The 17,137-nt window shown below is 39.1% G+C and carries 18 protein-coding genes; 14 read left to right on the plus strand and 4 right to left on the minus strand.

All coding sequences use genetic code 11. The features are described from left to right. The first annotated feature begins 5 nt into the window (after nucleotides 1–5). From HT711_RS00100 to trxB, 5 genes are all read left to right on the plus strand, one after another. Nucleotides 6–362, plus strand: coding sequence for an arsenate reductase family protein (locus HT711_RS00100; RefSeq protein ID WP_000889091.1), 357 nt, complete (start codon nucleotides 6–8; stop codon nucleotides 360–362). A 157-nt stretch (nucleotides 363–519) separates the two neighbouring features. Next, nucleotides 520–1,320, plus strand: coding sequence for an amino acid ABC transporter permease (locus tag HT711_RS00105; protein WP_050313437.1), 801 nt, complete (start codon nucleotides 520–522; stop codon nucleotides 1,318–1,320). After that, a complete protein-coding gene (locus HT711_RS00110) occupies nucleotides 1,320–2,063 on the plus strand; it encodes an amino acid ABC transporter ATP-binding protein (protein ID WP_000590982.1) in 744 nt (247 codons plus the stop codon). Before HT711_RS00105 ends, HT711_RS00110 begins: the two co-directional genes overlap by 1 nt. A gap of 77 nt (nucleotides 2,064–2,140) precedes the next feature. Then, complete coding sequence (locus HT711_RS00115; protein ID WP_164226726.1) at nucleotides 2,141–2,365, plus strand: DUF4059 family protein; 225 nt, start codon at nucleotides 2,141–2,143, stop codon at nucleotides 2,363–2,365. A 65-nt stretch (nucleotides 2,366–2,430) separates the two neighbouring features. Further along, nucleotides 2,431–3,342 carry a thioredoxin-disulfide reductase gene (gene trxB / locus HT711_RS00120; protein WP_112444175.1) on the plus strand — a complete coding sequence of 304 codons (912 nt, stop codon included), beginning with the start codon at nucleotides 2,431–2,433 and terminating at the stop codon, nucleotides 3,340–3,342. Between the two features lie 39 nt (nucleotides 3,343–3,381). Here the strand turns inward: trxB and rlmB are convergent, their stop codons facing one another. After that, a complete protein-coding gene (rlmB, locus tag HT711_RS00125) occupies nucleotides 3,382–4,110 on the minus strand; it encodes a 23S rRNA (guanosine(2251)-2'-O)-methyltransferase RlmB (RefSeq protein ID WP_138703006.1) in 729 nt (242 codons plus the stop codon). Between the two features lie 44 nt (nucleotides 4,111–4,154). After that, nucleotides 4,155–4,766 carry a peptide deformylase gene (gene def, locus HT711_RS00130; RefSeq protein ID WP_004260025.1) on the minus strand — a complete coding sequence of 204 codons (612 nt, stop codon included), beginning with the start codon at nucleotides 4,764–4,766 and terminating at the stop codon, nucleotides 4,155–4,157. A 174-nt stretch (nucleotides 4,767–4,940) separates the two neighbouring features. On the opposite strand from def, the gene HT711_RS00135 reads away from it, so the two are divergent. The 6 genes from HT711_RS00135 (at nucleotide 4,941) to HT711_RS00160 (ending at nucleotide 10,392) form a co-directional block, all read left to right on the plus strand. After that, complete coding sequence (locus tag HT711_RS00135; RefSeq protein WP_173249651.1) at nucleotides 4,941–6,260, plus strand: CapA family protein; 1,320 nt, start codon at nucleotides 4,941–4,943, stop codon at nucleotides 6,258–6,260. Nucleotides 6,261–6,281: 21 nt separating this feature from the next. Further along, nucleotides 6,282–7,109, plus strand: coding sequence for an HAD family hydrolase (locus tag HT711_RS00140; protein WP_173249652.1), 828 nt, complete (start codon nucleotides 6,282–6,284; stop codon nucleotides 7,107–7,109). A gap of 1 nt (nucleotide 7,110) precedes the next feature. Then, on the plus strand, nucleotides 7,111–7,746 hold the full coding sequence (locus tag HT711_RS00145; protein WP_173249653.1) for a GDSL-type esterase/lipase family protein: 636 nt from the start codon (nucleotides 7,111–7,113) through the stop codon (nucleotides 7,744–7,746). An 83-nt stretch (nucleotides 7,747–7,829) separates the two neighbouring features. After that, entirely contained in the window at nucleotides 7,830–8,555 is a 726-nt protein-coding gene (locus HT711_RS00150; RefSeq protein WP_050313441.1) for a CppA N-terminal domain-containing protein, read from the plus strand. Next, complete coding sequence (locus tag HT711_RS00155; protein ID WP_173249654.1) at nucleotides 8,552–9,487, plus strand: serine hydrolase domain-containing protein; 936 nt, start codon at nucleotides 8,552–8,554, stop codon at nucleotides 9,485–9,487. The genes HT711_RS00150 and HT711_RS00155 overlap by 4 nt, the downstream gene beginning before the upstream one ends. A gap of 8 nt (nucleotides 9,488–9,495) precedes the next feature. Next, nucleotides 9,496–10,392 (plus strand): DMT family transporter, encoded by an 897-nt coding sequence (locus HT711_RS00160; RefSeq protein WP_173249655.1) that lies wholly within the window; start codon nucleotides 9,496–9,498, stop codon nucleotides 10,390–10,392. Between the two features lie 42 nt (nucleotides 10,393–10,434). On the opposite strand, the gene HT711_RS00165 is transcribed toward HT711_RS00160, so the two are convergent. Further along, nucleotides 10,435–11,133, minus strand: coding sequence for a GntR family transcriptional regulator (locus HT711_RS00165; protein WP_000936191.1), 699 nt, complete (start codon nucleotides 11,131–11,133; stop codon nucleotides 10,435–10,437). Nucleotides 11,134–11,272: 139 nt separating this feature from the next. Here HT711_RS00165 and guaA point away from each other — a divergent pair, with 139 nt between their 5' ends. Next, nucleotides 11,273–12,835: a glutamine-hydrolyzing GMP synthase gene (gene guaA / locus HT711_RS00170; protein ID WP_173249656.1), complete on the plus strand. Its 1,563-nt coding sequence runs from the start codon at nucleotides 11,273–11,275 to the stop codon at nucleotides 12,833–12,835. Nucleotides 12,836–12,926: 91 nt separating this feature from the next. Beyond that, complete coding sequence (locus HT711_RS00175; protein ID WP_173233297.1) at nucleotides 12,927–13,757, plus strand: type II restriction endonuclease; 831 nt, start codon at nucleotides 12,927–12,929, stop codon at nucleotides 13,755–13,757. Nucleotides 13,758–13,775: 18 nt separating this feature from the next. On the opposite strand, the gene HT711_RS00180 is transcribed toward HT711_RS00175, so the two are convergent. Beyond that, nucleotides 13,776–14,690, minus strand: a complete 915-nt coding sequence (locus HT711_RS00180) for a Dam family site-specific DNA-(adenine-N6)-methyltransferase (RefSeq protein WP_173233299.1) — start codon at nucleotides 14,688–14,690, stop codon at nucleotides 13,776–13,778. Between the two features lie 1,098 nt (nucleotides 14,691–15,788). Between HT711_RS00180 and HT711_RS00185 the strand changes: the two genes are divergently transcribed. Then, nucleotides 15,789–17,075, plus strand: a complete 1,287-nt coding sequence (locus HT711_RS00185; protein WP_023934621.1) for a U32 family peptidase — start codon at nucleotides 15,789–15,791, stop codon at nucleotides 17,073–17,075. Nucleotides 17,076–17,137 lie beyond the last annotated feature (62 nt).

Raw genomic sequence — 17,137 nt, forward strand, 5'->3', positions numbered from 1 at the left:
AAGACATGTTAGAATTTATCGAATACCCAAAATGTTCAACTTGTAAAAAAGCAAAACAAGAATTAAACCAACTCGGTGTGGACTACAAAGCCGTCCATATCGTGGAAGAAACACCTAGTCAAGAAGTCATTTTAAACTGGCTAGAGACTTCAGGTTTTGAGTTGAAGCAATTTTTCAACACCAGTGGGATCAAATACCGTGAATTAGGGCTGAAAGATAAGGTAGGAAGCCTGTCAAACCAAGAAGCAGCTGAGTTACTAGCAAGCGACGGTATGTTGTTAAAACGGCCCATTTTAGTAGAAAACGGGACTGTTAAGCAAATCGGTTATCGAAAAGCTTATGAAGAATTGGGATTGAAATAGTTTTTACTTATCTCTTTGATAGATAAAATATATAACCTCCCTGTTTCAAAGTATGATAAACTAGTAGGTAGACAAAGTCTGTATCTGACCGTAGCAAATAATTTCATTGACGGCAGAAGTATGGTAGAATGAATCATTATCAGGAGAGGATGTTTTTATGAATGTTACAACGATTTTAGCATCAGATTGGTACCAAAACTTGATGCAATTGATTCCGGATGGCAAGCTGTTTAGCCTGCGTTCGGTCTTTGATGGGATTCCAAGAATTGTCCAACAACTTCCAACAACGATTATGTTGACAATTGGTGGTGCCTTTTTTGGCTTGGTTTTGGCGCTTCTTTTTGCCATTGTGAAAATCAATCGTGTCAAGATTTTATATCCCTTGCAGGCCTTCTTCGTTAGTTTCTTAAAAGGGACACCGATTTTGGTGCAACTCATGTTGACCTACTACGGAATTCCTTTGGTTTTGAAAGCCCTCAATCAGCAATGGGGAACTGGTCTCAATATCAATGCCATTCCAGCTGCTGCTTTTGCCATTGTTGCCTTTGCCTTTAATGAGGCAGCTTATGCTAGTGAAACCATTCGTGCAGCCATTCTCTCAGTCAATCCTGGTGAGATTGAGGCGGCACGCAGTCTGGGCATGACCCGAGCACAAGTTTATCGTCGCGTGATTATTCCAAATGCGGCCGTTGTGGCGACTCCAACCTTAATCAATTCCCTAATCGGCTTGACCAAGGGAACTTCCCTAGCCTTTAGTGCGGGTGTTGTGGAAGTATTTGCCCAAGCTCAGATTTTGGGTGGTGCCGATTATCGTTACTTTGAACGCTTTATCTCCGTTGCCCTTGTTTATTGGGTAGTCAATATCGGAATTGAAAGCCTCGGTCGTTTCATCGAGAGAAAAATGGCTATTTCTGCACCCGATACAGTGCAAACAGATGTGAAAGGAGACCTTCGTTAATGATTAAGATTTCGAATTTAAGCAAATCCTTTTCAGGACAGACTGTCTTGGATCATCTGAACTTGGATATTCAAAAAGGGGAAGTTGTAGCCTTGATTGGTTCTTCAGGAGCTGGAAAATCAACTTTCCTTCGCAGTCTCAATTATCTTGAAACACCTGACAGTGGCTCTATTCAGATTGATGATTTCTCAGTTGATTTTTCTAAGATTACTCAAGAAGAAATACTTGCCCTACGCCGTAAGCTGTCCATGGTTTTCCAACAGTTTAATTTGTTTGAACGCCGAACAGCACTTGATAATGTGAAAGAAGGCTTGGTTGTTGTTAAGAAATTATCCGACCAAGAAGCGACTAAGATTGCCAAGGAAGAGTTGGCTAAGGTTGGGCTTTCGGACCGTGAAAACCATTATCCTCGCCATTTATCAGGTGGACAGAAGCAACGGGTTGCCTTGGCGCGTGCGCTTGCTATGAAACCAGATGTCTTGCTCTTAGATGAACCAACTTCAGCCCTTGACCCAGAATTGGTCGGTGAAGTAGAGAAGTCTATTGCAGATGCTGCTAAGTCAGGTCAGACCATGATTTTGGTCAGTCATGACATGTCCTTTGTAGCCCAAGTAGCTGATAAGATTCTCTTCTTAGATAAGGGGAAAATCATTGAGTCTGGAACACCGGATGAGATTATCCACCATCCTAAAGAAGAGCGGACAAAAGAATTCTTTGCTAGTTACAAACGGACTTATATTTGATATAATAGATAAAGGAAAACTCAGTTAGCTGGACTAGCTGAGTTTACTCTTTAAAAAAGATAGAAATGAGAGAAATCATGCTACTGCAACTATTTTCTTTATATTTCGAGAGTTTGATCTTGACCACCATCCTCGTCCTGATTTTTTTAGGGATTTGGATTGGACTAAGAGCCATGTCGGGAGTTGATAAGACAGCCAAGGCTCGCCAAGCCCATCTCTATGATATGATTATGATTGGAGTCTTGGTTGTTCCAGTATTATCCTTTGCGGTTATGAGTTTAATTCTTGTTTTCGAAGCATAATCCTTGCATGATTGACAAGAAAGAGTTAGAATAAAGATAGTTACAACAAGAAAGAAGGAAACTATATGTACGATACTATTATTATCGGTGCTGGACCTGCAGGGATGACTGCAGCCTTATACGCTGCTCGAAGCAATCTGAAAGTAGCCTTGATTGAAGGTGGTTTACCAGGTGGTCAGATGAATAATACATCTGATATTGAAAATTACCCAGGATACGCTAATATTAGTGGGCCAGAATTGGCAGAAAAGATGTTTGAACCGCTTGAAAATCTTGGTGTTGAGCACATTTATGGCTATGTTGAAAATGTCGAAGATCATGGTGATTTTAAGAAAGTGATGACTGATGACCAAACATATGAAACACGTACAGTTATCGTAGCAACTGGTTCTAAACACCGTCCTTTGGGAGTACCTGGAGAAGAAGAACTGAACAGCCGTGGTGTTTCTTATTGTGCCGTATGTGATGGTGCTTTCTTCCGTGACCAAGATTTGTTGGTAGTTGGTGGTGGAGATTCAGCTGTTGAAGAAGCCCTCTTCTTGACTCGTTTTGCCAAGACTGTTACCATTGTTCACCGTCGTGACCAACTTCGTGCTCAAAAGGTTTTACAAGACCGCGCCTTTGCGAATGAGAAAATCAGCTTTATCTGGGATTCTGTAGTTAAGGAAATCAAAGGTGAAAACCGAGTAGAATCTGTCGTATTTGAAAATGTGAAAACAGGTCAAGTGACAGAACAAGCCTTCGGTGGCGTCTTTATCTATGTTGGATTGGACCCTCTTAGCGATTTTGTTAAAGAATTGAATATCCAAGATCAGGCTGGCTGGATTGTGACAGATAACCACATGAAAACTGCAGTTGACGGTATTTTTGCAGTTGGAGATGTTCGCTTGAAAGACCTTCGCCAAGTAACAACAGCAGTTGGAGATGGGGCCATCGCCGGTCAAGAAGTTTACAAGTTTATCACCGAACATAGTTAATCATAAAAAAAGTTTCCAATCAGATGACTGGAAACTTTTTTATAGTCTATTTCGGAAAACTTCGTACATGAGAATGGCTGCAGCAACACTGGCATTGAGACTTTGAACATGTCCATTCATCGGAATGGTAATCATCTCATCAACCTGTTTTTTGATGTTGCTAGAGATGCCTTTTCCTTCATTTCCGATGATGAGGGCAATTTTCCCTTTTGTATTCCACTTGTGGCAAGGAGTCCCATTCATATCTGTTCCAAAGGTCCAGAAGCCTTCATCCTTGAGTTTATCTAAGGTTTGACTGAGGTTGGTTACTCGGGCAATCGGAACGTGTTCAATAGCACCTGTGGCCGTTTTGGCAACGACAGGAGTTACTCCCACAGCACGGTGCTTGGGAATGATGACACCTGAAACATTGGTCGCATCAGCGGTTCTTAAGATGGAGCCTAAGTTGTGAGGATCAGTTAACCCGTCCAGAATTAATAGCAAAGGATTTTCTTCTTGGCGTGTTTTGGCAAGGATGTGATTCAGCTCGCTATAGGCAAATTCAGACACTCGTAGAACAAAACCTTGGTGGACAGCACCTTCAGTCATCTCAGAGAGGGATTTTTTTGAAGTCCAAGAAATGGATACCTTCTTTTCTGTAGCTAGTTCCTTGACTTTCTCAACGTTCTTACCTCGGAGATCTTCTTGGAGGTAGAGTTTGTTTCCAGTGTTTGCAAGGAGGGCTTCGGTAACGGCGTGGACGCCATAGACAATATCATTTGTTTTCATGCCTCTATTATAACACAAAACCCCGTCTTGCAACGTGATTTTCTTTATTCTAGAATTAGTAAACCATCTTTAACTGCAAATGGGTCTTTTTCATTGATGCGATCGTAAAACATGATTCCGTTAATGTGGTCAATTTCATGCTGAACAACGATGGAGTTGTAGCCTTTGAGCTTGATACGGTGTTTTTCGCCATCCTTGTCAAAGTAGTCAACAGTAACGCGAGCATGGCGAACAACATAGCCAGGCACGTTGCGGTCAACAGAGAGGCAACCTTCTCCTTCACCAAGAGCAGCGTCTTGAACAGAGTGAGAGACGATTTTGGGATTGTACATAATGGCTTGCAAATCGTAGGCTTCCTCTGGAGTTTCACCTTCTTCAACAATATTAGGTACCAAAACAGCGATAATGCGTTTTGAGATATCTAACTGGGGAGCAGCCAGTCCAACCCCCCCGCGTAACCCCATCTTTTCAGCCATGACAGGATCTTGGGAATGTTTGAGGAATTGCATCATCTTTTCGCCAAGGATGATTTCCTGGTCAGACAAGGGAAAAGTGACTTCCTCAGCAACCGCGCGTAGAGTAGGATTCCCTTCGCGGATAATATCGTTCATATCAATTAAGTGAGCAGCTTTTGTAATACGTTCTATAGCAGACATTTTCTCTCCTTTCATTACCTCTACATGATAACACAAAATGACAAGGATTGAAAGTATTATAGCCTTTAGGATTTATAGAAAATAGATAGGATGTTCAATTCAATTGTGAAAGAAATACTTATCTGTGATATAATAAAAAGAAAAGGCTTGCATAAGAAAGTAGGGAGAATGAAGATGCAAAGAAGACAAGATAGAAATCAGGGTGGTTTAGCTTTTCGTTTTATGAAGGGCTTGGTAAACTTTTTTAGGAGTTATCGCAAGTGGAGCAATAAAGGATTTGTGGCGGTACTCTTGCTAGCAGTTGCTTTATCAATGGGCTTGGTCTTGTTGTTTGAAAGTTTCCAAGGCATGCCTCTGACCAGTCAAAAACGAGATACTATTTCTCAAGAGGGGACTAAGCAAAAGTCTCAGGAGCAGGAAGAGGAAAAAACTGCCAGAATTATGGCCAACGGAGATTTGCTCTACCACGATGGACTTTTCTTTTCAGCTAAAAAAGAAGACGGTACCTATGACTTTCATGAGAATTTTGAGTATGTGACGCCTTGGCTCAAGCAAGCAGATTTAGCTATTGGTGATTTTGAAGGAACCATCAATAAGGATCATTATTTAGCGGGTTATCCTCTCTTTAATGCTCCTGCTGAAGTTATGGATGCCATTAAGGATGCAGGTTATCATGTGCTGGATTTAGCTCATAATCATATTTTGGATTCGCAAATTGAGGGAGTTATTTCAACGGCCGATATTATTGAGAAAGCTGGAATCACTCCAATCGGAGTTTATACGCATGAACCACGTGATCAGGCTCCGCTGGTCATTAAGGAAGTGAATGGTATCAAGGTTGCTCTTTTGGCCTATTCCTATGGTTTCAATGGAATTGAGCAGTATATTTCTCAGGAAGACTATAATCGTTATCTTTCAGATTTAAACGAAGATAAGATGAAGGATGAAATTGAACGGGCAGAGAAGGAAGCAGATATCACCATTATCATGCCTCAGATGGGTGTGGAGTATCGCTTGGAACCAACTGAAGAACAAAAAGCTCTTTATCACAAGATGATTGATTGGGGAGCGGATATTATCTTTGGAGGGCATCCTCACGTTGTGGAACCATCTGAAACGGTTGAAAAAGATGGAGAAAAGAAACTTATTATCTATTCAATGGGGAACTTCATTTCCAATCAACGGATTGAATCTATGGGAGATGAAGAGAATGCTAAGTGGACTGAACGTGGCGTTCTCATGGACGTGACCATTAAGAAGAAGGATGGAAAAATAACTATCGGAACAGCTAAAGCTCATCCTACTTGGGTCAATCGAACACCAAAGGGAACTTTTTCACCAGAAGGATATCCCCTATATCATTATCAAACCTATATCTTGGAAGATTTTATCGAGGGTGGCAGTCATCGTGACCAATTAGATGAAGCGACTAAGGAACGAATTGATACAGCCTATAAAGAAATGAACGAACATGTGGGATTGAAGTGGGACTAGCTTGAATCCAAAGGAAAGTAAATGATGATTAAAGTAATTGCGACAGATATGGATGGGACCTTACTGGATGCTAGAGGCCAGCTTGATATCCCACGATTGGAAAAGATTTTAGATCAGTTGGATCAAAGGGGGATTCGTTTTGTCATCGCGACGGGCAATGAAATTCACCGCATGAGGCAACTATTGGAGCACTTGGTGGATCGAGTGGTTCTGGTTGTTGCTAATGGTGCTCGTATTTTTGAAAACAATGAACTGATTCAGGCCCAGACTTGGGATGATGCCATTGTTGATAAGGCTTTGGCTCATTTCAAGGATCGAGCGTGTCAGGACCAGTTTGTTGTAACGGGGATGAAGGGTGGTTTCGTCAAAGAAGGTACGATTTTTACAGACCTTGAAAGTTTTATGACTCCAGAAATGATTGAAAAATTCTACCAACGGATGCAATTTGTGGATGAATTAACCTCTGACCTCTTTGGTGGTGTGCTCAAGATGAGTATGGTTGTTGGTGAGGAACGTTTGAGTTCGGTTTTGGAAGAAATCAATGACCTCTTTGATGACCGTATTCGGGCTGTATCGAGTGGCTATGGTTGCATTGATATCCTTCAAGCTGGGATTCATAAAGCATGGGGCTTGGAAGAATTACTCAAGCGCTGGTACTTGAATCCTCAACAAATCATGGCTTTTGGTGACAGTGAAAATGATGTTGAAATGCTTGAAATGGCTGGAATTGCCTATGCGATGGAAAATGCTGATGACAAGGCCAAAGCTATGGCGACTGCTCTAGCGCCAGCCAACAGCCAAGGAGGAGTTTACCAAGTCTTGGAAAACTGGTTAGAAAAAGGAGAATGAAGTGGCAGTACAGTTATTAGAAAATTGGCTCCTAAAGGAACAAGGCAAAATTCAAACCAAGTATCGTCACTTAAATCAGGTTTCCATTGTAGAGCCCGATATTCTCTTTATTGGGGACTCCATTGTCGAATATTATCCTCTACAGGAATTATTTGGGACTTCGAAGACGATTGTCAATCGAGGCATTCGAGGTTATCAGACAGGGCTGTTATTAGAAAATCTAGATGCGCATCTGTACGGTGGAGCAGTAGATAAAATTGTCCTTTTAATTGGGACAAATGATATCGGAAAAGATGTGCCTGTGAATGAGGCTCTCAATAATCTCGAAGCTATCATACAATCCATTGCTCGCGATTATCCATTGACAGAGATGAAATTGCTTTCCATTTTGCCAGTCAATGAGGGAGAGGAGTACAAGCAGACTGTCTATATCCGCACAAATGAAAAAATTCAGGAGTGGAATCAAGCCTATCAAGAGCTTGCTTCTGCCTATATGCAGGTAGAATTTGTGCCAGTTTTTGATAGTTTGATAGACCAAGCAGGCCAACTCAAAAAAGACTATACAACTGATGGGCTGCACCTCAGTGTTGCTGGTTATCAGGTTTTGACAAAAACCTTGAAAGACTATCTTTACTAAATAGCTAAATAATGTTAAATTTGAGCATAATATCTTGTAAAAAATTCTAAAATCCTTTAAAATAAAAAGTGACGGAGGAATTTATGAATGTAAATCAGATTGTACGGATTATTCCTACTTTAAAAGTTAATAATAGAAAATTAAATGAAACATTTTATATTGAAACCCTTGGCATGAAGGCCTTGTTAGAAGAATCAGCCTTTCTGTCACTAGGCGACCAAACAGGTCTTGAAAAGCTGGTTTTAGAAGAAGCTCCAAGTATGCGCACTCGTAAGGTAGAGGGAAGAAAAAAACTAGCTAGATTGATTGTCAAGGTGGAAAATCCCTTAGAAATCGAGGCCTTATTAACTAAAACAGATTCGATTCATCGATTATATAAAGGTCAAAATGGCTACGCTTTTGAAATTTACTCTCCAGAAGATGATTTGGTTTTGATCCATGCAGAAAATGATAGAGAAAGTCTAGTCGAAGTAGTAGAAAAACCTGAATTTCAAACAGATCTGGAGTCAATTTCTTTAAGTAAATTTGAGATTTCTATGGAATTACACCTCCCAATGGATGTAGATAGTTTCTTGGAACTATCTGAAATTGGGGAATCCCTTGATTTTATTCCAACTCAGGGGCAGGATTTGACTGTGGACAATACGGTTACTTGGGACTTATCTATGCTCAAGTTCTTGGTTAATGAATTAGACATAGCAAGTCTGCGCCAGAAATTTGAGTCTACCGAATATTTTATTCCTAAGTCTGAAAAATTCTTCCTTGGAAAAGATAGAAATAATGTTGAATTGTGGTTTGAAGAAGTATGAAGTGGACCAAGATTATTAAAAAAATAGAAGAACAAATCGAGGCAGGGATTTATCCCGGAGCCTCTTTTGCATATTTTAAGGACAATCAATGGACGGAGTTCTATTTAGGCCAGAGTGATCCAGAGCGTGGCTTGCAGACTGAGGCAGGACTAGTTTATGACCTAGCTAGTGTCAGCAAGGTTGTTGGGGTTGGTACCGTTTTTACCTTCTTGTGGGAAAACGGTCAATTAGATATTGACAGACCGGTAATAGATTTTTTAACTGAGAGTGATTATCCAGACATTACTATTCGCCAGCTCTTAACTCACGCAACAGATCTTGATCCGTTTATTCCCAATCGAGACCTTTTAACAGCTTCTGAATTAAAGGAAGCGATGTTTCATCTCAATAGACGAAGTCAGCCAGCCTTTCTTTATTCGGATGTCCATTTTTTGCTGTTAGGTTTTATCTTGGAAAGAATCTTTAATCAAGATCTGGATGTGATTTTGCAGGAGCAAGTTTGGAAACCTTGGAAAATGAAGGAAACCCAGTTTGGACCTGTTGAGCTTGCTGTTCCAACAGTTAGAGGTGTAGAGGCAGGCATAGTGCATGATCCTAAGGCTCGTCTTTTGGGCAGACATGCAGGTAGTGCTGGTTTGTTTTCGACTGTAAAGGATTTACAAATCTTTTTAGAACACTATTTAACAGATGATTTTGCAAGAGATTTGAGTAAAAATTTTTCACTTTTGGATGACAAGGAACGTTCTTTAGCATGGAATTTGGAAGGAGAATGGCTAGACCATACGGGCTATACGGGTACCTTTATCATGTGGAATCGTCAGAAGCAAGAAGCGGCCATTTTCCTATCGAATCGTACCTATGAAAAGGATGAGAGGGCTCAGTGGATTGTAGACCGTAATCAAGTGATGGACTTGATTCGTAAAGAAGAGTAAGGAGAGACATGTCAAATAGTTTAAAAGGGACTTTACTAACAGTTGTGGCTGGTATTGCTTGGGGCTTGTCAGGAACGAGTGGCCAATATCTGATGGCACACGGAATTTCGGCTCTGGTTTTGACCAACTTGCGTCTTTTAATCGCTGGTGGAATTCTCATGCTCTTAGCTTATGCTACTGCAAAGGATAGAATGCTGGCCTTTTTAAAGGATAGAAAAAGTTTGCTGTCTCTTCTTATTTTTGCTCTAATTGGTCTATTCCTCAATCAATTTGCCTATCTAACTGCTATTCAGGAGACCAATGCAGGAACCGCAACAGTGCTTCAGTATGTTTGTCCTGTCGGGATTTTGATTTATAGCTGTATCAAGGATAAGGTGGCGCCAACACTGGGAGAGATTGTTTCTATCATATTAGCCATTGGAGGAACCTTCCTGATCGCCACTCATGGGCAGTTAGACCAGTTATCTATGACACCTTCTGGCTTATTCTGGGGGCTCTTTTCTGCTCTGACTTACGCCATGTATATCATTTTGCCCATAGCCTTGATTAAGAAGTGGGGGAGCAGTTTGGTCATTGGTGTGGGAATGGTCATAGCAGGTTTGGTCGCCCTTCCTTTTACAGGGGTTCTACAGGCCGCTATCCCGACTAGTCTTGATTTTCTCCTTGCTTTTGCGGGCATTATCCTTATCGGGACTGTCTTTGCCTATACAGCTTTCCTTAAAGGAGCCAGTCTGATTGGGCCGGTCAAGTCAAGTTTGTTGGCTTCAATTGAGCCAATTTCGGCTGTATTCTTTGCCTTTCTAATCATGAATGAACAATTTTATCCTATTGATTTTCTTGGCATGGCAATGATTTTAATTGCAGTAACACTGATTTCTTTGAAAGATTTACTCTTAGAAAAATAAAAAAGACTCTTTGTCCGTGACAGAGAGTTTTTGCCTAGTAATCTAATTATTTTCAAGATAAAATTCAAAACGTTCGCCTACATATTGACTTTTTACGTATTCAAAAGCTGTCCCGTCTTCTAGGTAGGAAACCTGAGTCAAACCAAGAATAGCATGTCCTTTTTCAACTTCCAAATAGTGGGCAATTTTTTCTTTAGCAAGGCGAGCATAGATGGTCTGCTGTGATTTACCAATACGGTAGCCATGTTTTTGCAAGGTTTGGAAGAAATGACTGGTGATTTCTTCTTTTTTAAAGTCCTTAATGAATTTTTCAGGAATAGAAGCAACTTCATAAACCAGAGGAACTTGGTCGGCATAGCGAACACGTTCCATTCGGATAATATTCTCCGTTGGAGAAATTCCTAGCTTGGCAACTTCCTGTTCATTAGGAATAGTTTTTCTGTAGGAAATGAGCTGGCTAGAGGGAACTTTACCTTGGGACTTAACAATTTCAGTAAAACTGGTTGTCCCTCGCATCTTCTCTTGTACTCGAGTACTGGAAACAAAGGTGCCGCTTCCTACACGACGCTCTAAAACGCCTTCTTCGACTAATAGAGATACAGCTTGGCGAAGGGTCATACGACTGACCGCAAACTGCTCTGCTAAATCTCGTTCACTGGGAAGTCTCTCACCAATAGCCCAACGGTGCTCGTCAATATCCTTTTTAATCTGATCATGGATTTTCATATAAGCGGGTAGCATATTTTCACTTCATTTCTATCTTTTCTCTATTGTACCTTAATAAACAAGAAAAAGTCAATCTTCGCCTTGTTTAGTTGGTAATTCGACCTTATTTGTGATAGAATATTGGAAAAGATATTTCTTTTGAGAAAGGAAAAAGATGAGCAACATTTCAACTGATTTGCAAGATGTAGAAAAAATCATCGTATTGGACTATGGTAGCCAATACAACCAGCTGATTTCACGCCGTATCCGTGAGATTGGCGTTTTTTCAGAACTAAAGAGCCATAAAATTTCAGCTGCTGAGGTTCGTGAAATCAATCCTGTAGGAATTATTCTATCAGGTGGTCCAAACTCTGTATATGAAGATGGTTCATTTGATATTGACCCAGAAATCTTCGAACTCGGAATTCCTATTTTGGGAATCTGTTACGGTATGCAGTTATTGACCCATAAACTTGGAGGAAAAGTTGTTCCTGCAGGTGATGCTGGAAATCGTGAATACGGTCAATCAACCCTAACACACACACCATCAGCTCTTTTTGAATCAACACCAGACGAGCAGACTGTTTTAATGAGCCATGGTGATGCGGTTACTGAGATTCCTGCTGACTTTGTTCGTACTGGAACATCAGCTGATTGCCCATATGCAGCCATTGAAAACCCAGATAAACACATTTACGGTATCCAATTCCACCCAGAAGTTCGTCATTCTGTATACGGAAATGATATCCTTCGTAACTTTGCCCTTAACATCTGTAAGGCTAAAGGCGACTGGTCAATGGATAACTTCATTGATATGCAGATCCAAAAAATTCGTGAAACCGTCGGTGATAAACGTGTCCTTCTTGGCCTTTCAGGTGGGGTTGACTCATCTGTCGTTGGGATTCTTCTCCAAAAGGCTATTGGCGATCAATTGATCTGTATCTTCGTAGACCACGGTCTTCTTCGTAAAGGAGAAGCGGACCAAGTTATGGACATGCTTGGTGGTAAGTTTGGTTTGAATATCGTCAAAGCAGACGCTGCTAAACGTTTCCTTGATAAACTTGCTGGCGTTTCTGACCCTGAACAAAAGCGTAAAATCATTGGTAATGAGTTTGTCTATGTATTCGATGACGAAGCAAGCAAGCTCAAAGATGTGAAATTCCTTGCTCAAGGTACGCTTTACACCGACGTGATTGAGTCTGGTACAGATACAGCCCAAACTATCAAGTCACACCACAACGTGGGTGGTCTTCCAGAAGACATGCAATTTGAACTGATTGAACCACTCAACACTCTTTATAAAGACGAAGTTCGTGCCCTTGGTACAGAGCTTGGTATGCCAGACCACATCGTATGGCGCCAACCATTCCCAGGACCAGGACTTGCGATCCGTGTCATGGGTGAAATTACTGAAGAGAAGCTAGAAACTGTTCGTGAATCAGATGCTATCCTTCGTGAAGAAATTGCTAAAGCAGGTCTTGACCGTGATATCTGGCAATACTTCACTGTTAACACAGGCGTTCGTTCAGTTGGTGTTATGGGTGACGGTCGTACGTACGACTACACGATTGCAATCCGTGCCATCACCTCTATTGATGGTATGACTGCTGACTTTGCCAAAATTCCTTGGGAAGTCCTTCAAAAAATCTCAGTACGTATCGTAAACGAAGTGGACCACGTTAACCGCATCGTCTACGATATTACAAGTAAACCACCTGCAACAGTTGAGTGGGAATAAGAAAAATTACAATAAAAAGGCTTTGAAATCAATGTTTCAGAGCCTTTAATTAAATAATCGCAAACAATTCGCAAACAAAGGAGCTGAGTAAATGACACCTTATACAGATAAAATAATTGATACTATTGCTAAGTATTTACCAAAAAATGAAAATGAATGGGAACTCGTTGGTTTTATAAACAAAAAGAAGGAAATCTACACGTTTGGGAGTGATTCAAAGATTATAGGTAGATTGTTTGAAGTTATAGCTTTTGAAGCATTGCAACGTTCAGCCAATGAATTGGGCTATACTTTACATGAATCTGAAAAACAAACTGTATACCCTGATTTTTATTTTAAAAAGCAAGATGGGCGAAAAATTGCCATCGATATAAAAACTACTTACAGAAGAAGCGAAAATACGAAATTTGGCTTTACTGGAGGTAGTTTTACAAGTTTTATGAGAAATGGAACAAAGAATATTGTAGGTCATTACTCTGATTATGACGGTCATTATATTTTAGGTGTTGTCTATACTCGAGAGACGAAACCAACTACTGGAAAAGTTAATTTTGAGAAATTAGATTCTATAATTCCTGCATATAAAAATATAGAAATGTTTGTTCAAGAAAAGTATAGAATATGTGGTGATAAGAAAGGTAGTGGAAACACTGATAATATTGGAACAATTACTTCAACATCCATTAATCCTTTTGATTATGGTGCAGGCCCTTTCTCCGTTTTAGGAGATGATGTGTTTAACGATTATTGGAAACATTACCCAAGATATACTGATACCCAAAAGGTAAAACAATCTTTATATAATAATCTTGAAGGATATTTTGAGTGGATTGCTAAAACTGATAAAACTAAATCGTTAGAATTAAAGAAACTGTATTCTAATTATTTAATTCAATATGATAAAACATTTAATAAAAAATAGAGCAGTTCGCTCTATTTTTTATATTTCAAAAAGACTAATTTGCTTCTGTTCAAAATGAACTTCTTCTAAATTCAAATTTTGTTCACTTATTACTAAAGCCTCTATCATTTTATTTCGATTAGATTCTTTTGCTCCTAAGTGATAAAAATGTTCAGTAGTCAATAACTTCCCGTCGTTCCATTTTTCCATATGTGTATTTTTTCTGTATTGATTTTCGTACCACATACTAAAGGCGTATCCAGCTTTTCCTTTTTGAGTAAGTTCTGCGAGTAATACCGCATATTCTTCACTCCAAGAATCATAATATCCATCATAACGATCAATATACGGAGGGTCTAAATAAACAAAGTCATTTTCTCCCATCATTTCAAATGCTTTAGTGAAAGGCATACAGATAAATTCCCAATCTTTGCCCTCTATTATTTCTTCAACCCATGAAACTTGATTTACAATTTTTGTAATCAATGCTTTTTGAAATCTCTCTGGTTTTCGTCCAAAAGGAACATTATAATTCCCTTTATTATTAAAACGTATCATTCCATTAAAATTGGAACGTTGTAAAAATAAAAAATCTAAAGAGCTATGTTCTTTATTAAATCTATCTCTAACTTCATAGTAATAAGATGTCTTATCAGCCGGTGTACTAGATAATTTAGTTGCTTCATTTTCTAAAAAAGTTCTAACTGTTTGAGCAGTAATCTTCTTTGATTGAATATCTTTGTAAAATTGAATGATATAGGGATTGGTATCACTAAAAATAGCCTTCTGGGGTTCTAAATTAAAACCTACTACACCAGAACCCATAAATGGTTCAAAGTATGTTCCTTGACCATCCCATTTTATTGATTCGGCAATAAATGGAACTAATTTAGTTTTTATTCCTTGGATTTTGATAGGTGGTACTTTAGGTGTGATAATTTTTTTAGGTAACAATTGTAATTCTCCTTTCTTACTATATATATTCTATTATAGCATTTTTTATACTTTTTTCTTCAGAAACTGATTATAAACTTCTCCTCTTCCTAAAATGTAAAGTTAAACACATAAAATATTTAACACTACAAAAAATAGTCAAATAAATGTATTCTGCATTAAAAATTGATCTAAGCATTGTTGAACCTTCTTTATATAATTTCAGTGTTGTAATTATTTCACGCCACTGTTATAAAATAAGTGTCGTGTTTTGTCGACACATAAAATTGAAATAAAAAAAATAGGCTTGAAGCCTAAATTTTTCCGTGACGCACTAAAAGAGAACCCCTCACTATCATTCTGATAACAAAAGAAGTGGTTACATAATTTGTTTCTGTATATAGAGGTAAAATCTTTTTTAACTCAGCAATATCATCAATAGTAGTTTGATTTACTTGTAAATCAGTTCGAGTTTTTGGGGCACTTCGTTCTTCAACTTGAGACCCAAATTTTAATACTTTATCCCAGTTTTGTTCAGCAGTAATTTTTTTAGAATCTAAATAAGCTTGATTTACGACAAACCCATTAGTAAGATGAAGATTATCAAATTCTCCAGTTGCTTTTATTTCTTTTTTTAGAGCATCGATACTATTTCGTGTTTCTATTGCTAGTCTAACAGCTAATCTTACTATATCACCACCTTTTTATTACTAATACTATTATATAAAAAATGTTGTGTTTTTGTTACACATTAATTTCAACTCTGCAAACAATAGAAATTAATTCTAATAAATTCTTATAAAAATAACTAGTATAAATCCTTAATTTTAAACTATATCAAACCTTATCAATTTAGAAAACAATAGAATGGGAATAGTCATCTAAGGACTAATTTATGTAGTTTAATGAGCCAGTATCTTTGGGTACTGGTTTTTACTTTTCTAGACTTTTTGACTACCTGTTAAAACTGGGTTAATTTTCGACAGTTTAACAGTTATTATGCAAAGTTTAAAAGATTAGAATTGTCAAAACAATCTGTCTAGGCTTGATTTTATGGCTTATTTACTATAAAATGAGAAGGAAAAACGTCAAACTTTTATATTGCAAATAGGAGAAAACATGACAAAAACATTAAAACGTCCTGAGGTTTTATCACCTGCAGGGACTTTAGAGAAGCTAAAGGTAGCTGTTCAGTATGGGGCAGATGCTGTCTTTATTGGTGGTCAGGCCTATGGTCTTCGTAGCCGTGCCGGAAACTTTACCTTTGAACAGATGGAAGAAGGTGTCCAGTTTGCGGCCAAGTACGGTGCCAAAGTCTATGTAGCTGCCAATATGGTTATGCACGAAGGAAATGAAGCTGGTGCTGGTGAGTGGTTCCGTAAACTACGTGATATCGGGATTGCCGCAGTTATCGTATCTGACCCAGCCTTGATCATGATTGCAGCGACTGAAGCGCCTGGTCTTGAAATCCACCTCTCTACCCAAGCAAGTGCAACTAACTATGAAACCCTTGAGTTCTGGAAAGAACTGGGCTTGACTCGTGTCGTTTTGGCGCGTGAGGTTTCGATGGAAGAATTAGCTGAAATCCGCAAACGTACAGATGTTGAGATTGAAGCCTTTGTCCACGGAGCCATGTGTATTTCTTACTCTGGTCGTTGTACTCTTTCAAACCACATGAGTATGCGTGATGCCAACCGTGGTGGATGTTCTCAGTCTTGCCGTTGGAAATATGACCTTTACGATATGCCTTTTGGGAAAGAACGTAAGAGCCTTAAGGGAGAGATTCCAGAAGAATTTTCGATGTCAGCCGTTGATATGTCTATGATTGACCATATCCCAGATATGATTAAAAATGGTGTGGATAGTCTTAAAATTGAAGGACGTATGAAGTCTATTCACTATGTTTCAACTGTAACCAACTGCTACAAGGCGGCTGTTGATGCTTATCTAGAAAGTCCAGAAAAGTTTGAAGCTATCAAACAAGATTTGGTGGACGAGATGTGGAAGGTTGCCCAACGTGAATTGGCAACAGGTTTCTACTACGGTACACCATCTGAAAATGAGCAGTTGTTTGGTGCTCGTCGTAAAATTCCTGAGTACAAGTTTGTCGCTGAAGTGGTTTCTTATGATGATGCGACACAAACAGCAACCATTCGTCAACGGAACGTCATTAATGAAGGCGACCAAGTTGAGTTTTATGGCCCAGGTTTCCGTCATTTTGAAACGTATATCGAAGATTTGCATGATGCCAAAGGTAATAAAATCGACCGCGCTCCAAATCCGATGGAACTCTTGACAATCAAAGTCCCACAACCTGTTCAAGCTGGAGATATGGTTCGAGCTCTCAAAGAAGGTCTCATCAATCTTTATAAGGAAGATGGAACCAGCGTCACAGTGCGTGCTTAATGTAGTTGTTTAGTTTTAAAAAATTATGCAAAGCTCCATATACAACACTTAAACGAGATTAA

The organism is Streptococcus sp. 1032 (assembly GCF_013277015.1).
Taxonomy (GTDB): Bacteria; Bacillota; Bacilli; order Lactobacillales; family Streptococcaceae; genus Streptococcus.

Excerpts from the sequence above, each read along its gene's own strand:
- HT711_RS00185 (WP_023934621.1), top strand. The coding sequence starts at position 15,789 with ATGACAAAAACATTAAAACGTCCTGAGGTTTTATCACCTGCAGGGACT.
- guaA (WP_173249656.1), top strand. The coding sequence starts at position 11,273 with ATGAGCAACATTTCAACTGATTTGCAAGATGTAGAAAAAATCATCGTA.
- HT711_RS00110 (WP_000590982.1), top strand. The coding sequence starts at position 1,320 with ATGATTAAGATTTCGAATTTAAGCAAATCCTTTTCAGGACAGACTGTC.
- HT711_RS00160 (WP_173249655.1), top strand. The coding sequence starts at position 9,496 with ATGTCAAATAGTTTAAAAGGGACTTTACTAACAGTTGTGGCTGGTATT.
- HT711_RS00155 (WP_173249654.1), top strand. The coding sequence starts at position 8,552 with ATGAAGTGGACCAAGATTATTAAAAAAATAGAAGAACAAATCGAGGCA.
- HT711_RS00150 (WP_050313441.1), top strand. The coding sequence starts at position 7,830 with ATGAATGTAAATCAGATTGTACGGATTATTCCTACTTTAAAAGTTAAT.
- def (WP_004260025.1), bottom strand. The coding sequence starts at position 4,766 with ATGTCTGCTATAGAACGTATTACAAAAGCTGCTCACTTAATTGATATG.
- HT711_RS00140 (WP_173249652.1), top strand. The coding sequence starts at position 6,282 with ATGATGATTAAAGTAATTGCGACAGATATGGATGGGACCTTACTGGAT.
- HT711_RS00100 (WP_000889091.1), top strand. The coding sequence starts at position 6 with ATGTTAGAATTTATCGAATACCCAAAATGTTCAACTTGTAAAAAAGCA.
- HT711_RS00175 (WP_173233297.1), top strand. The coding sequence starts at position 12,927 with ATGACACCTTATACAGATAAAATAATTGATACTATTGCTAAGTATTTA.
- rlmB (WP_138703006.1), bottom strand. The coding sequence starts at position 4,110 with ATGAAAACAAATGATATTGTCTATGGCGTCCACGCCGTTACCGAAGCC.
- trxB (WP_112444175.1), top strand. The coding sequence starts at position 2,431 with ATGTACGATACTATTATTATCGGTGCTGGACCTGCAGGGATGACTGCA.
- HT711_RS00105 (WP_050313437.1), top strand. The coding sequence starts at position 520 with ATGAATGTTACAACGATTTTAGCATCAGATTGGTACCAAAACTTGATG.
- HT711_RS00165 (WP_000936191.1), bottom strand. The coding sequence starts at position 11,133 with ATGCTACCCGCTTATATGAAAATCCATGATCAGATTAAAAAGGATATT.
- HT711_RS00115 (WP_164226726.1), top strand. The coding sequence starts at position 2,141 with ATGCTACTGCAACTATTTTCTTTATATTTCGAGAGTTTGATCTTGACC.
- HT711_RS00135 (WP_173249651.1), top strand. The coding sequence starts at position 4,941 with ATGCAAAGAAGACAAGATAGAAATCAGGGTGGTTTAGCTTTTCGTTTT.